14 protein-coding genes are annotated in these 14,023 nt (G+C 63.0%); all 14 read right to left on the reverse strand.

Annotation, left to right across the window (positions count from 1 at the left end; all coding sequences use genetic code 11):
* Window positions 1–27: 27 nt before the first annotated feature.
* Window positions 28–1,797, reverse strand: coding sequence for a type III secretion system translocon subunit SctE (gene sctE / locus ACLEJR_RS02010; protein ID WP_440811872.1), 1,770 nt, complete (start codon window positions 1,795–1,797; stop codon window positions 28–30).
* Window positions 1,798–1,799: 2 nt separating this feature from the next.
* The gene (sicA, locus tag ACLEJR_RS02015) at window positions 1,800–2,282 is read right to left on the reverse strand and encodes a type III secretion system translocator chaperone SicA (protein ID WP_440797264.1); all 483 of its coding nucleotides are present in this window, start codon (window positions 2,280–2,282) and stop codon (window positions 1,800–1,802) included.
* A gap of 297 nt (window positions 2,283–2,579) precedes the next feature.
* Complete coding sequence (locus ACLEJR_RS02020) at window positions 2,580–3,614, reverse strand: EscU/YscU/HrcU family type III secretion system export apparatus switch protein (RefSeq protein WP_440797262.1); 1,035 nt, start codon at window positions 3,612–3,614, stop codon at window positions 2,580–2,582.
* Window positions 3,589–4,392: a type III secretion system export apparatus subunit SctT gene (gene sctT / locus ACLEJR_RS02025; RefSeq protein ID WP_440797260.1), complete on the reverse strand. Its 804-nt coding sequence runs from the start codon at window positions 4,390–4,392 to the stop codon at window positions 3,589–3,591. Before sctT ends, ACLEJR_RS02020 begins: the two co-directional genes overlap by 26 nt.
* A gap of 3 nt (window positions 4,393–4,395) precedes the next feature.
* Window positions 4,396–4,650: an EscS/YscS/HrcS family type III secretion system export apparatus protein gene (locus ACLEJR_RS02030; RefSeq protein ID WP_109751523.1), complete on the reverse strand. Its 255-nt coding sequence runs from the start codon at window positions 4,648–4,650 to the stop codon at window positions 4,396–4,398.
* Between the two features lie 9 nt (window positions 4,651–4,659).
* Window positions 4,660–5,319, reverse strand: coding sequence for an EscR/YscR/HrcR family type III secretion system export apparatus protein (locus ACLEJR_RS02035; RefSeq protein WP_440797258.1), 660 nt, complete (start codon window positions 5,317–5,319; stop codon window positions 4,660–4,662).
* Complete coding sequence (locus tag ACLEJR_RS02040) at window positions 5,312–6,229, reverse strand: FliM/FliN family flagellar motor switch protein (protein ID WP_440811875.1); 918 nt, start codon at window positions 6,227–6,229, stop codon at window positions 5,312–5,314. Before ACLEJR_RS02040 ends, ACLEJR_RS02035 begins: the two co-directional genes overlap by 8 nt.
* A complete protein-coding gene (locus ACLEJR_RS02045; protein ID WP_440811878.1) occupies window positions 6,226–7,071 on the reverse strand; it encodes a SpaN/EivJ family type III secretion system needle length determinant in 846 nt (281 codons plus the stop codon). The genes ACLEJR_RS02040 and ACLEJR_RS02045 overlap by 4 nt, the downstream gene beginning before the upstream one ends.
* Complete coding sequence (locus ACLEJR_RS02050; protein ID WP_440797252.1) at window positions 7,068–7,523, reverse strand: type III secretion protein; 456 nt, start codon at window positions 7,521–7,523, stop codon at window positions 7,068–7,070. Before ACLEJR_RS02050 ends, ACLEJR_RS02045 begins: the two co-directional genes overlap by 4 nt.
* Window positions 7,507–8,793, reverse strand: coding sequence for a type III secretion system ATPase SctN (sctN, locus tag ACLEJR_RS02055; RefSeq protein WP_440797250.1), 1,287 nt, complete (start codon window positions 8,791–8,793; stop codon window positions 7,507–7,509). The genes ACLEJR_RS02050 and sctN overlap by 17 nt, the downstream gene beginning before the upstream one ends.
* A complete protein-coding gene (locus tag ACLEJR_RS02060; RefSeq protein ID WP_440797248.1) occupies window positions 8,790–9,197 on the reverse strand; it encodes an Invasion protein B family in 408 nt (135 codons plus the stop codon). Before ACLEJR_RS02060 ends, sctN begins: the two co-directional genes overlap by 4 nt.
* A 12-nt stretch (window positions 9,198–9,209) precedes the next feature.
* On the reverse strand, window positions 9,210–11,258 hold the full coding sequence (locus ACLEJR_RS02065) for an EscV/YscV/HrcV family type III secretion system export apparatus protein (RefSeq protein WP_440797247.1): 2,049 nt from the start codon (window positions 11,256–11,258) through the stop codon (window positions 9,210–9,212).
* A 23-nt stretch (window positions 11,259–11,281) separates the two neighbouring features.
* Entirely contained in the window at window positions 11,282–12,388 is a 1,107-nt protein-coding gene (gene sctW / locus ACLEJR_RS02070; protein ID WP_440797245.1) for a type III secretion system gatekeeper subunit SctW, read from the reverse strand.
* The gene (gene sctC, locus ACLEJR_RS02075) at window positions 12,385–14,019 is read right to left on the reverse strand and encodes a type III secretion system outer membrane ring subunit SctC (RefSeq protein WP_440797243.1); all 1,635 of its coding nucleotides are present in this window, start codon (window positions 14,017–14,019) and stop codon (window positions 12,385–12,387) included. Before sctC ends, sctW begins: the two co-directional genes overlap by 4 nt.
* Window positions 14,020–14,023: the final 4 nt, after the last annotated feature.

Genomic DNA, 14,023 nt, shown 5'->3' on the forward strand with positions numbered 1-14,023 from the left:
TCGGATACCTGGGGTCAGTGATTGATTTCAAACATGCCGAACCATGCTCAGGCTCACGGCATGGCTGCGTTGCAGGTCGGCGAAGACCTGTTCGATCTGTCGGGTTCTGTCGCGCATCGCTTGCCCGTAGTCCTCGACCACCTGGGTCAGGTACCGGCTGATTTCCTCGCTGATCGCCATGCGCACCCGCACGTCCGCCAGGTGCACGGCGGCCTGGGCCTGGTGCTTGCCGCTCTGGATCTGCAAACCGCCCTGCACTACCACGTTGCCGAATTCGGTCAGGGCCTGGGCGATCTCCAGGTTCGCGGCATAACGGGCCAGCGTCACCGGGTCGGCGCCGTGGGTGATGAACCCGCGGAGCTGGGTGAGCGCTTGCGTCAGGGTGTTACCGACGGACGACGCCATCTGCTTCATGGCCTGCATCGCGGCGGGCGCCGCCTGGGAGGCCACCGAGGCGAGTTTCGAGGCGACGGCATTCACCACTGGCCCGATCACCTGCACGCCGACAATGGCAACCAGGGCCAGCGCCGCCAGGGTCGAGATCACGCCTTGGATCATGCCGGCGATCTGCGCGATATCCCGGGCCTTCTCGGGATCGACGCCGAAATCGATCAAGAGTTGGGTGTAGAGCTCGGTGAAGCGCTTGATGGCTTCCTGCATCGCGTCGGTCAACGGTTTCATGGCCTCGGCCATGAACGACTTGCCGGTTTTTGCCTCTACCACCACATCGGCAAACATCACAACCATGCCAACCACCCCGACCACGATCAACGGCAAGTTGCCGGTCATGACCCCGGCAACGATAGTGACAGTGGCCACTATCGCCCCGACGATCTTGCCGATGCAGCCCATGGTTTTCTGCAGTGCCTCGGCCTTGCGGACTTCCTCCAGGTATCTATCCGACTCACGCTTCATGTGCTCCTGAAGCTTGACCTGCAATTCCTGGAACAGCTCCTGGCTGAGTTCCTCTTTGTTCTGCGCCGCCTCGCCCAGCAACTCGATGATCTTCAGGCGATTGAGCAATGCCAATGCACTGCTGCTGAGGGCTTTCTCATCGGTGTCCTGGGTGGCGGGGCCACTGATGCCGGACGCCACCACCCGGTTGACCACGCCGCTCAGGGCGTTGGCAAAGGCATTGGCGATCCCGATCAGTTTCAGATGGGCTTCGGTCGCCGCATTAAAAGCCTGGGTGTGGCCGGCCAGCTCGCCCTTGAGCTGGTCGCGACGGGCAAGCTCCAAGGCGTACTCGGCGGACTCAGGGTCCAACTGCGCCAGACGGGCTTCGCTTTCGGCCAGCAAGCCCTGCATAAGCACGACCCGCTCATGCAATTGCTCAAGGTGTTGCTGACTGCTGCCGACCTGTCCTTCGGCTGCCGCCCAGGCCTGCAGGGCTGCGGCGTAATCGGCCGACAGGTTTTCCAGCCCCTGCTGTCGGGCGCTGGCCATGCTCTGGAGCATCGCCAGGCGGTTCTTCAGTTTGTTGACGTCCACTTCACCGATCAGCTCACTGATCATCGCCATCAACAGCGTGAACAGGTCGCCATTGGTTTGGTGCTGGTTGCCATCGGCCCGTGGCGGCGGCGCGTGCAGCACCGGCCGGCCACTGCCGACGGGAGACGAACCGGCACGGCCTTCGTATTTCACTGACATCAAGTCCGCCAGGGCTTTGCGGCCGGCTTCCTGATAATCCGCGGTCCTGGCGGCCTTGCTGGCAGCAGGTCCGTATTTTTCAAAAGCCTCGGTGCGGCTCATTCCACCCGGGAACAGGGGGCTACGGGTAATGCCTATGTCAGTCATGTTCAGTCCTCCGAACAATGCGGTTCCATGTTGGCCAAGGTGTCGAGATACGCCTTGGCCTGCTCGCGCAGATCGTCTTGCGCGGCCTGTTCGAGCACGTATTCGAAACACAGCCGGGCCTTGCCGATCTTGCCCAGGGCCAGATGGCACTGGCCGGTGTAGAACATCGGCCGGTAGTCGTTCTTGCCTTGGGCAAACGCGATCGCATACAGGTCGATGGCCTTCTGGTGGTTCTGCTTGAGCTGGTGCACCGCCGCCAGTCCCATCCAGTAATGGCTGTTGTAGAAGTCGTAGATGCACAGGAAGTGGAAGAACTTCTCCGCATCGTCCAGCCGTCCCTGTTCGTAGAACTGAAAGGCGAAGGCATACAGGCCGTCCATGTGCTCATCACTGAGACCCTGCACGTCTTTCAACGCCGCGCCACCCAGCACGGCGTCCACGACCTCCAGTGCCACCTGCTCGTCTTGTTTGTTGTTGCGACTCATCGGCCACACTCCTGAAAAAACGCCAGCGTCGCTGACCTGTGCATTGAGCCAAGAATGCAGCCAGCCACGCTGCCAAATAGCGCTCATTCGCCTTGGCACCAGCCCACTGTCGAACACTGCTCCTGTGGCGAGGGAGCTTGCTCCCGCTGGGCTGCGCTGCAGCCCCTCTTGAGGCTCACTCGATCAACCTGCCCCACCGCGCCGCCAGCTTTCAGGGCCGCTGCGCGCCCCAGCGGGAGCAAGCTCCCTCGCCACGGGTCGGGGCAAGCTCCAGTTTGTGCTGTGCATTCTTCGGCCTCACGCCTGCTCCACCTGCTCCAACCAGATCAACAGACGCAGCACCTCTTCGATCTCCTGCACCTGAAGGAAGCTGTAGCGCTGGTGGGTCTTGAAGATGCGCCGGGCCAGGGCCACGTCGTTGACCACCGGCACCCCGACCTCCTTGGCATACGCCCGCACGGCCAGGGCGCGCTGGTTGGTTTCCATCAGAGAAATGAACGGCAGCAAAGTGATTTCCGGACGGAAATACACGCCGATGGCGATGTGGGTCGGGTTGGCGATGATCATGCGCGAGCTGCGCACGTCGGACTTGACCTGTTCCGACAACAGCTCCATGTGCAGGTCGCGGCGGCGACCCTTGATCTGCGGGTTGCCATCCTGCTCCTTGTGTTCACGCTTGACCGAGTCCTTGTCCATCATCTGGTCTTTCATGAACAACCAGTATTCGCTGAGCGCATCGAGCACGACGATCAGCAGGACACACGCGAGGAAGGCCAGCACCAACACCAGCAACAAATGCCCCCAGATCTGGAACAGCGCCGCGGGCTGGGCGAACAGTTGGCCGAACAGCAATTGCCGCTGGGTAACCCAGACGATCCACAGCGCCATGGCAAAACTGCCCAGGTACAACAACGCCTTGAACGTGTCCTTGACCGTGCGCAGGCTGAACAGCTTTTTGAAGCCGTTGATCGGGTTCAATGCGCCGAAATTCAGCTTCAACGCTTCGCTGGCCAATGCAAAACCGCTTTGCAACAGCGCCGGCAGCGCACTGGTCAAGACGCACACCAGCAGCAAAGGCAGCAACGCCTTGAGCCCGACCAGCACCAGCATCGCCGAGTAGGCTTGCAGGTCAGCGTCAAAATCGCTGGCGATGATCCGCCGGTAAACCTGCATGACGTCACCCAGCGAACTGTTGAACACCATGTAGCTGATGCCACACAGGGTCAGGCAGGTGATCACCAGGTCCTTGGCCTTGAACGTCTGGCCTTTGCGTGCGGCATCCCTGAGCCGCTTGGCGGTGGGCTTTTCAGTCTTCGAGGCGCTGGACGACATGCCCACCCTCCGCCCCGCTCAGATAATCTGCCAACGCCTTGGAGGTCGTGCCCATGCGCAGGACTTCATCCGGCAGGTGCACGCCGAAATACAGCATCAACACCACCAGCGCCACCAGGCTCTTGACCGTCAGCGACACCGAGAAGGCGTTCATCTGTGGCGCATAGCGCGAGAGCAGACCGAGCAAGGCTTCGCTGATCAGCAACGCAGCCACCACCGGTGCGCTGATTACCAGGGTCTTGCTCACCAGCCCATCGAGCGCCCCGTGCAGGGCGGACAAATGTAGCTCGCAGCCGTGGGCCGGCGAACAGACCTGGTAACTGCGGGCAACGGTTTCGAGCATCAACAGCATGCCGCCGCCTTCGAGATAAACCGCCGCCGCGAACAACTGGAGGAAGTTCGCCAGCTCCGAAGTGTCGACGCCGTTGGCCGGATCCACCGTACTGCTGAGCATGGCCCCGCGCTGGTTGTCGATCAGGTTGCCCATGGCATGCAACACCCAGAACGGCCAGCACAACAGCACCCCCAGCACCACGCCGATACTCGCCTCGCGCACGATGAGGCCGAGCAGACCCACGCTGTCGACTGCCAGGGACGGCCCATCGACGTAGGCCCAGAACCCCAGCGCGACCAACACCATCACCGCCTGGCGTGCGACACCGGTCAGCACGCTGCTGTTGAGGAACGGCAGCATGAAGAAGATCGGCGCCAGTCGCGCCACACCCAGCACGGCTGCGGCGAACCAGGCATACAGGTCGAAAAACAATGTCACCGACATCGCCTAGCCCAGCGCCAGGCGGATGACTTCACGACTGAAATCCAGCAGGGTTTCGCCGTACCAGCCCGAGAGCAAAAACAGGCACGCGGCCACCGCCACCAGCTTGAAACCAAACGGCAGCGTCTGTTCCTGCAACTGGGTCACGGTCTGGATCAACCCGACCACCAGGCCGACCACCGTGGCGACAATAATCGGCCACGCCACCATCAGCAAAATCAAATACAGGGTCTTGTTGCCGGCATAGACCAGTTCGTTCATCGCCTGCGCCTATGCCAGCAAGGTCAGGTATTGCTTGACCAGACCGGTGGACAACAGCGCCCAGCCATCCAGCGCGACAAACAGCACCAGCTTGATCGGCACCGAGATGATCACCGGACTCATCATCATCATGCCCAGCGCCAGCAGGATGCTGGAGATCACCAGATCGACGATTACAAAAGGCAGGTACAGGTAGAAACCGATCTTGAAGGCGCTCTTGATTTCACTTAAGGCATAAGCCGGCAGCAGCGCAAACAATGACGGCGACAGCTGTTCATCCTCGGGCAAGCCGACGTCGTCTTCGCCCTGGAGCGCCTGGGCCCGCTCGAAGAACAGCGCCAGCTCCGGGTCGGTGTACTTGCGCAAATAATCCTTGTAGCTGCCCAGGCCGTTCTCGGCGAAATCCACCACCGACTCGATATCGGTAAAGCTCACCGCCTCGGTCTTGTAGTAGTCATGGCCCTGCTTGACCACTGGCGTCATGACAAACACCGCGAGCATCAGTGCAATCGCATTGAGCGCCATGTTCGAAGGCACCTGTTGCAAGCCCAACGCATTGCGCACGATGACAAACACAATGGAAAACTTGAGGTAGCAAGTACCCGCCGCCACCAGGAACGGCAGCAGCGAAGCGAACGCCAGCAGCGCGATCAACGAGACGTCATTCATCGGTGCTGTTCCGATAGACCTTCAGCAACTCGACGCCCAGCTGTCCGTCCAGCTGCACCAGTTCGCCCTGGGCGACAGGCTTGCCATTGGCCCTGACTTCGATGTGTTGCGCCGCATCCTCCGCCAACGGGATCAACTGCCCGGCGATGATCTGCGCGAGGGTGGCGAGATCGACCTGATGAGTCGCAAGCACGAACTCCAGGCGCACCGGCAGCGTGCCCAGGTCGACATCGACCGTCGGCGGCTCCACCCCTTCAGGACTGGCATCGCTCGGTTGCATGTGTAGACCCTCATGAGTAAAGGTGAAGACGCCGAGGCATCGCTCGGCCAACAGACAGTGGCGGGTTTGCTGCTGGATACGCAGGACATCGCCCTCGGCCAAGCGCATCCGATCCGCACCGCTGAGCTGGCTGGTGCCCAGGGCCAGCACCAGGTGCATCGGCAGGCTGTTCAGCCACGGATCGAGTCGCAGGGGCGCCTGCGTCGCGTCCGGGATCGGTAACCGGGTCAGCCAGAGCCTGCCCTGGGGCGTTTCGAGCCAGGGCAACTGCCTGACCGGCAATTGCGCCGGGGCCACCGGCTCGATGTCCGACAGCCTGCTGTAACGCAACTCGTCCACGGGCAATGGCAACGGTCTTGCCACCGCGCGGAACAGCTCGACGATGCTTGGCAATGGGCATTCATGCAGCAGCAACGAACGCAGCGTCGGCAGCGACCGATGCAGCCAATCCCGAGCCATGACCAACCCATGCCAGCACCCGCTATCAACCTGGGCGCAAAACCGCAAGTAACCGGGTCGCACCGGCAGCGTTCCCATACCGGCGTCACTGCCGGCATGCCGCCAGCGCTGGATGGCCTGGGCATGCGTGTGGGCCAAAGGATCGACCCGTCGCAGCTGCAATCCACTCATGGGAAAGATCCGGCCTGTTCATCCAGGTCCTCATCCAGTGGCTGACGCTCGCCCTGGCGCGACTGCTCGCCGTCACGCTCCACCAGGCGCCAGGCGGACTCGCGGGCCTGGGCGAAAGGCTCCCTGAGTTGTTCCAGGACCTGGGCATTGCCGGGGCTGAGGGTCAGGTTCCGAATGGGCTCCTCGACGGCCCGACTGATCGTCACCTGGCCGCTGGCGACTCCATTGTTGAACGGTACTTGCAGCCATCCGCGCTCTGACGCGGGCAACGTCTCGGCCGTGGGTTCGAGCGGTTGCGCCGGTGACGCCACGGGGGACGTGGCAACTGTGGGTGCAACCGGCTGCGCAGAGCGCACGCCCGGAAAGTTCGCCAACGCTTGGGGTAAGAGCTCATCGACGCCGGGCCACAACCGCAACGGGGTATCGCTCGACAAATCCAACGGTGTTGGTTCAGACAGCACCGAAGATGGCGTTGTTTTTTCACCGATGGACAAGGCAAGGTCCAAGCGTTGCGGCACCAACGGATGCATCCGCTGATCGACCGGCAAGCGTGCTGACGGAACAGGGATAAGCTTCACGCCCCAAGCACTCGGTCGCGCCCCATCGGGCGCGGCGTTCTCCGTCCCCTGGGCACTGCGCGTCGAAGGCCAGGCGAGCGCAGAAGCGGTTTGCAGCGCGGCCCGATGCGGTCGAATCAGCGTAACCACCAAGTCCAATACGCCTTGTGGCAATTGATCCTCCTGCACCGGGACCAGCTTGTCGTGCAACTCATCCATCGGCTCATCACCGACCGGATCCAGGGCCTGGACCGGTCGAGCCGGCAGCAGGGACAACTCGTTCATCGCCACACACTCATCATCTCTTCCAATTCCCGTTCTTCCCGGCGAACCGCCTCGAGTCGTTGCAAGCGCAACGCCTGCCGGACAGCGTGCTCGTACTTGTCGTGTCTTCGCAGCAACCCGCGCAGTTGCTCGTGCAGCTGCTGCAAGTGTTGTTCTAGCACCCGATATTGCTGATCCACCCGATCACGTTCGACACGCAACAGGTCGATCCGCCGGCGAATGACCGCCTGGGTCCGCAGCAGCGTCAGCAACTGTCCGTGGTCCAGCACGCAATCGTTGGCCCGGTGGCTTGCCAGTAAACGTTGCAGCGCCGCGTCCTGCTCCTCCAAGCCACAGCGCTCCAGCAGCAGTGGCTGCAACTGCTGTCGGGCACGCAACACCGCCTGCTCGCCACGCTGGCGGCGCAATTGACTGAACGCCAACAGGCGCCGCCGCTCAGCCAACGAGTTCATGCAGCCTGCGCAAGGTTTCGTCCGGCTCACAACGTTCACCCGTGGGCTGGCGCAACCATTGCTCAAGCGCCTCTCGACGCTGCATCGCCTGGTCGTTGGCCGCGTCTACACCTGGGCTGTACTCGCCCATGTCGAGAAAAACCTGCAGCTGTTCCAGACGCGCCAATAGCGCTCGGGTCGACGCCGCCAGTTGCTGGACCTGGGGCGTGGTGACCTGCATTGCCACGCGGCTGACGCTGCGCAAGACATCGATGGCCGGGTAATGCCCCTTGGCCGCCAGGGCTCGACTGAGGTAGATGTGGCCGTCGAGAATCGAGCGGATCTCCTCGGCAATCGGATCCGGCTCATCGTCACTTTCCAACAGGACGGTGTACCAGGCCGTGATACTCCCTGAAGCCGTCACCCCAGGTCGCTCCAACAAGCGCGGCAAGGCATCGAACACCGAGGCCGGATAGCCACGCCGCGCCGGCGCTTCACCGGCCGCCAGGGCCAGGTCGCGGCGGGCGCGGGCGTAGCGGGTCAAAGAATCAAGGAGCAACACCACGCGCCGCCCCTGATCGCGAAAATATTCGGCGATGGTGGTGGCTTTCAGCGCCGCGTTGCAGCGATCCACCGAGGAAAAATCCGCAGTGGCGTACACCACCACGCAGCGCGCACGCTTGGGCGACTGACGCAGGTGTGCGATGAATTCGGTCACCTCACGCCCGCGCTCGCCGATCAGGCCGATCACGAACACCTCGGCGTCGGTGTGCTCGATCAGCATGTCGATCAAGGTGGTCTTGCCGGAACCGGCAGCGGCGAAAATGCCGATGCGCTGGCCAATGCCGCAGGTCAGCAAGCCGTCGATGACCCGGATGCCGGTGGGCAAAGCCTCGGCCACCGGGCGCCGCTGCTGGTACGACGGTGGATCGGCATCCACCGGACAGTCCCGCTGCGCGACCGCCGTCGACGGCGCCAGGCGCTCGACCACCCTGCCCTGAGGATCAACCACGCTGCCGAGCAAGGCATCGCTGCAAGTTAGCTGCAGGGTCGCGCCAGTGGGCACGATCATCGACTCCCGAGACAAGCCCTTGGCATCGCCCAGCAGGCTGAGCACGACCGACCCGGGCTTGAAACCGATCACCTGGGCCCTGGCTGTCACCTGGGGCGAACGCCAGTGGCGGCGTACTTCACAGACCTCACCGACCACCACCGCCTCCAGCGCCGCCTCGATCAACGGGCCGCTCAGGCGCAAGGGGTGCGCGGCGTGTCGTTCCAGGCGCAGGTTCATCGACGCAGGATTTCCAACAGGGTTTCAATGGCCAGCACGAAGGCGTCCAACGCTTGAGCAAAATGCCCGGCATCGCTCAGGGCAAAGTTATTGGCCATCAAGCGCAACTCCAACAGCCCTTCGACCTCGCACAAGTGCAATTGCCCGGTGCGGGAAAAAGCATTGCCTTCCAGCAAGAACTGCATCAGTTCAAAGGCGCTATAGTTGAACACCTGTGGGGTCGCGTCGGCGACTGCAGCCCAGATCCATACATCGCCATTCACCATCGCGACATTGATATCAGGCAGGTTTTTCATCTGCATTTCTATCGTGCTGTGGCTGTCGAAATGGCCGATCTGATTGTCCACGCAACCGCTGTGACACAGCGCCTGGCGTAACAGACCGGCAAGATTCGTCGAGATCATGTTCAGTTTTCCCTAAAGCGTCTTGATGACATTGACCGAAACCGTCTCGCTGATTTCGCCGAACGACATCACGTCCAGCTCGCGGAAACGGCCCTCGATCAGCTTCTTGATGTAGCGCCGCACGTCCACCGAACACAGCAGCACCAAGTCCTTGTGGGCGATGTGCACGCTGTCCAGGCCGACGCTGAGGCGGTCCATCAGTTCCTCCGATTCGGCCGGTTCCAGGTTGAGGAAGCTGCCGCCGGAGGTCTGGCGAATACCCCGGCGCACCACCTCTTCGAACTCCGGCGACAACAGCAGCACGCGCAGGTCGTTGCCTTGGGCGAACTTGTTGCTGATGTAGCGGGCCATGGCGCCGCGCACGTGCTCGACCAGTGCCAGCACGTCCTTTTCCCGGGAGGCCCAGTGGGCCAGCGATTCGAGGATGAGCTTCATGTTGCGCACGGAGATGCGCTCGCCGATCAGGCGCTGCAGTACTTCGGCGATCTTCTGCACCGTGACGTGGCGATACACTTCCTTGAGCAGGTCGGGGTAGCGGCTTTCCATTTCATCGAGCAATTGTTTGGTTTCCTGCACGCCGAAAAACTCGCGGATGTTGCGCGCCAGCAGCGTGACCAGGCAGCGATAGCACTCCTCGTCCGCCGGACGCAGGTGATAACCCAGTTGCTGCACCCGCTCACGGTCGGCCGCGCCAACCCAGACGCCGCCCTGGCGATTGCTGTCGGTGCCGCGCACCAGGGTGAACCCCAGGGGCTCAAGCTCGGGCGAATAGTCCAGCAGGCGCCAGTGGTCGAAGTGGATGTCGAACTGTTCGGCGCGCACTTCATTGATCAGCACCGCCACTTGATGCGCCGGCAGCGCCTCGCTGGCCCGCAACCGGGGTTCGGGAATGCGCAACCCGTAGTCGACGAAGAACTGGCTGCGAAAGCGCGCAGCCCAACGTTGTTTTTCCAGCGCCGGCAGGCGTGCCGCAGGCACCAGAAGCATCAGTGCGACGGTCTCCGTGGCGATGTTGTCGACGTCTTCGAGCAGGCCTGACTCGGCCTGCGGCGCGTCCTGGCCAGAGGGTTCGACGCGCTGTTCGGCCGAGCCCTGGCGCCAGGCGCTGCGCTGGCGCACGAACACCACCAGCCCGAGCACGCTGGCAATGGCCAGGAAGGTCAGCAATGGAAAGCCCGGCAACAGACCGACACCGACCGCCAGCAGCGCGGTAACGCCGAGGACGAACGGGTTGCCGAGCATCTGGCTGAGCATATTACGGCCCAGGTTGCTGTCGTCGCCGTTGACCCGGGTGACGATGAACCCGGCGCCGATGGCGATCAACAGCGCGGGAATCTGCGCCACCAGGCCATCGCCGATGGTCAACAGGGTGTAGGTCGACAAGGCCGTGGACATGTCCATGCCCAGTTGACCGACACCGATGGCCATGCCGCCGATGAAGTTGACGAAAATAATGATGATGCCGGCGATGGCGTCGCCCTTGATGAACTTCATCGCGCCGTCGAAGGAGCCGTACAACTGGCTTTCGCGCTCCAGCACGCTGCGTTTTTCCCGGGCCTGGGCCGCATCGATGGCGCCGGCCTTGAGGTCACCGTCGATGCTCATCTGCTTGCCCGGCATGCCGTCCAGGGAGAAGCGCGCGGCCACTTCGGCGACACGCTCGGAGCCCTTGGTGATGACGATGAACTGGACAATGGTGACGATGGAGAAAATCACGAAGCCCACCACCAGGCTTTCGCCGATCACGAAGTCACCGAACGAGGCGATGATTTCACCGGCGTCGGCCTGGCTCAGGATCAGCCGGCTGGTGCTGATCGACAATGCCAGGCGGAACAACGTCGTCAGCAACAGCAACGCCGGGAACGTCGAGTAGCTGAGGATGCGCTCGATGTAGAACGAGCCCATGAACACCAGCAGCGAAATGACGATGTTCAGACCGATCAGCGCGTCCACCAGTACCGTGGGCAAGGGGATGATCAGCATGGCGATGATCATCACCATCAGGCTCAGGATCAGCAGTTCCGGACGTGCGCTGACATTGCGCAAGAACCCATTGAACATTCAGGTCAGGCTCCGGGGTGGCATCACGGACAACCGCCGCCGCGGCGCTGCTCGATGCATTCATGGGCATAGGCGACATCGGCCAGGCGGGTGAACCGTTGCGCCAGGCGCTCCGGCGCGTCTTCATCGACGAACAACGCCGGCGGCAGGCGCAGGCTGAGCCGGCGCACGGTTTGTAACAGCGCCGAACGGTCACGGTGAGAACTGAGCAGCACCGGCTCGCCCAAGGCACCGAGCAGCCACTGGTCAAGGTCATCGGGGTAGGCCAGCACACCGAACAGAAACACCAGCCAGTCAGCCTCATCGGCGTTATGCCGGCAGACGAGCGCATCGCCCAGCAGCGTGTCGATGAACAACACATCGGCCGAGCGCAGGTGCTTGAGGTCGGTCAGCCGCCCCAGCAGTTGGCCGAACTCGGCGTGGGAGCAACTGGGGTCCTGGGCACTGATGTCGGTGAGCAACGCGGCTTCGATGAAGGCCAGCACGTTCATGCGCTGCGACGGCCCATACAGGGCGATCCAATCCTGGTAGGCATCGAGCGGGCCTTCGTCAGATTCGAGAAAGTCGCGGTAGGTCTCGCGCAACAAGCCGGCCCGCACCGCCATGCTCGCGCCGAACAACCGCGCCTTGAGCGCCGCGTTGATCCCGGCGTTCATGCGCTTGGGCGAGCCTTGGGCAACTACTGTCTGCAATAGTGTTTCGAGGCGCTGGCGGGTGAGGCTTTCCAGTTTGCGCCGGCGCAACAGCGCCCGCAGCACCAGGGCCAGGTCGCTGTCGTCGGGGAACAGCTGCCGCGCCATCTCCAGCAACCACGCCACTGGTTTGTCCGCCAGCCGCGCCAGGCTCAGCACCTGCCGCGCCTTGGGTACGGTGTCGTCCTCCAGCACGCGCTCGAAAGTATCGGCTGGCGTTTCGGACTTGAGCTCGAACAAGCGTCGGCCGCGGAACTGGGTGAGCGCTGCCGACAGCTCGTCGCTGATCTGCACGATACGCTGCGCGACCGCGGTCGTGGCGCTGTCCTCCTCGTTCGCCTGCGCGTCGATCTGCGGCTGTGGATGCTCAGCGGCCTTCTCGCTGTTCAGGCGGGCCTGGGCGGCGCGTCCACCCAGGGAAACCGGCGGCAGGATCATGGTGACGACAGCCGGAAATAAGAACGACGCAAGCGCTCATGCTGCTCCGGGGTCAGCAACGGGCCGCCCGGTTCGAACGTAGCGGGCTCAAGGGCCTGGCGAATTTCCTGGGGTTGAATCAGGAACACTCGCACGGTGTTGGCCGAGCGGCTCTGGCGATAGCTGAACAACCGGCCGACCCAGGGGATCGAGCCCAGCACCGGGACCCGGCCGATCTGCTCGCCCTGGTCGTCACGGGTAAACCCGCCGACCAACAGACTCTTGCCCTGGGGCACCCGCGCCACGGTGCTGATGCGGGTGCGGCCCACCGTCGGCAACGCGCCCTGGCGCTCGTCCTGGGCCGGGCGCTCGACTTCGTTGCCGTCCTCGATGTTGAGCGACATTTCGATCTCGTCCGCCTGGGCGAAGCGCGGCAGCACGCTGACCAGGGTGCCGTAGGTCACGTGCTGCAGGTCGACGCTGCGCTCGCCCACCAGCGGCGCATAGAAGGTGCGGTTATTGTCGAAGATCGCCGGCACGTTTTCCTGGGTCAGGATCACCGGACGCGACACGACATTGGCCCGCTGGGTGCGCTCCAGCGCCAGCACGCGGGTGACGAACGACGCACCGTCCAGGGTGGTCGCCGAACCGGCGTTGAGCGAGGCGCTGAACGTACCGCCGGACTTCACCGCGCCTTGCCAGTTGATGCCCAGCTGATTGAGTTCGTCCTTGTGCAGGTCGATGATCCACAGCGACAGTTCAACGTGGCGTTTGGGCGTGTCCAGCGCATTCACCAGGTTCTCGATAAAGCGCACCTGCTCCGGCAGGCCCTTGACCAGCAGGCTGTTGGTGTCCGGGTAGGCCACCACGCGGATATTGCCGGCGGCTACGTCGCGGGCGAGGATGCGCGGCGCAGTGGGGTCGTGTTCCGAGGCTGTGTTCGCCAGGCCTTCAAGGGGAAATATCGGCATCATCGTCCGTGGTTGCGACCCTGGCGCCTGAGCGACCGTGGGCTCGACCGGCTGCTGCTCGCCGCGCAGCAACGCCTCGATCACGCTGGCCAACCCCGGCAGCGTGACCTTGTCATCGCGCAACTCGTACTGCCGATCACTGACGAAGGTATTGCGCACCTGGATCACGCCGATCTGCTGCTTGCCTAGCAGCAGTTCCGAGCGTTGGTTGTCCATCAACTGGGCGGCCTGCAACACCAGGTCGACGTAGATCGGCGGCCCGGACACATGAAAGGTGCGCAGGCCGTCATTGCGCAATGGGTAGCGTGGGTCGTGCAGCCCGGATTGTTTGAGGAATGCCAGCAGCCTGACCACCGTCAACGTCTGCAACGCGGCCATCGAGCTTTTGATTTCCGAGCCGTCGTACAGGTAAATCGCCTGGCCGTCGCTGTACCAGATCAGGCCCATCTGCGCGCTGATGCGCTCGAACGTCTGCTGTGGCGTGCGCAAGTCAAAGGTGCCGCCGACCCGCTTGGCCGCCGCCACCTTACTGACGATGACGGGCTTGCCGAGCACGCCGGACAGCTCGCTGAAGAACGTTCGCGCACTCTGCTCGCGGGCCTCGAAGCTGTAGACATCGGCCCGGGCCGCGAGGGGTGCAAGCAGCAGGAGCAAGGACAGGGACAACACGCGACGGCTCATCGGC

This window comes from Pseudomonas sp. SMN5 (assembly GCF_052041925.1).
Lineage (GTDB): Bacteria > Pseudomonadota > Gammaproteobacteria > Pseudomonadales > Pseudomonadaceae > Aquipseudomonas.

Coding starts and splice junctions, on each gene's coding strand:
- sctE (WP_440811872.1), bottom strand. CDS start 1,797: ATGACTGACATAGGCATTACCCGTAGCCCCCTGTTCCCGGGTGGAATG.
- sicA (WP_440797264.1), bottom strand. CDS start 2,282: ATGAGTCGCAACAACAAACAAGACGAGCAGGTGGCACTGGAGGTCGTG.
- ACLEJR_RS02020 (WP_440797262.1), bottom strand. CDS start 3,614: ATGTCGTCCAGCGCCTCGAAGACTGAAAAGCCCACCGCCAAGCGGCTC.
- sctT (WP_440797260.1), bottom strand. CDS start 4,392: ATGTCGGTGACATTGTTTTTCGACCTGTATGCCTGGTTCGCCGCAGCC.
- ACLEJR_RS02030 (WP_109751523.1), bottom strand. CDS start 4,650: ATGAACGAACTGGTCTATGCCGGCAACAAGACCCTGTATTTGATTTTG.
- ACLEJR_RS02035 (WP_440797258.1), bottom strand. CDS start 5,319: ATGAATGACGTCTCGTTGATCGCGCTGCTGGCGTTCGCTTCGCTGCTG.
- ACLEJR_RS02040 (WP_440811875.1), bottom strand. CDS start 6,229: ATGAGTGGATTGCAGCTGCGACGGGTCGATCCTTTGGCCCACACGCAT.
- ACLEJR_RS02045 (WP_440811878.1), bottom strand. CDS start 7,071: ATGAACGAGTTGTCCCTGCTGCCGGCTCGACCGGTCCAGGCCCTGGAT.
- ACLEJR_RS02050 (WP_440797252.1), bottom strand. CDS start 7,523: ATGAACTCGTTGGCTGAGCGGCGGCGCCTGTTGGCGTTCAGTCAATTG.
- sctN (WP_440797250.1), bottom strand. CDS start 8,793: ATGAACCTGCGCCTGGAACGACACGCCGCGCACCCCTTGCGCCTGAGC.
- ACLEJR_RS02060 (WP_440797248.1), bottom strand. CDS start 9,197: ATGATCTCGACGAATCTTGCCGGTCTGTTACGCCAGGCGCTGTGTCAC.
- ACLEJR_RS02065 (WP_440797247.1), bottom strand. CDS start 11,258: ATGTTCAATGGGTTCTTGCGCAATGTCAGCGCACGTCCGGAACTGCTG.
- sctW (WP_440797245.1), bottom strand. CDS start 12,388: ATGATCCTGCCGCCGGTTTCCCTGGGTGGACGCGCCGCCCAGGCCCGC.
- sctC (WP_440797243.1), bottom strand. CDS start 14,019: ATGAGCCGTCGCGTGTTGTCCCTGTCCTTGCTCCTGCTGCTTGCACCC.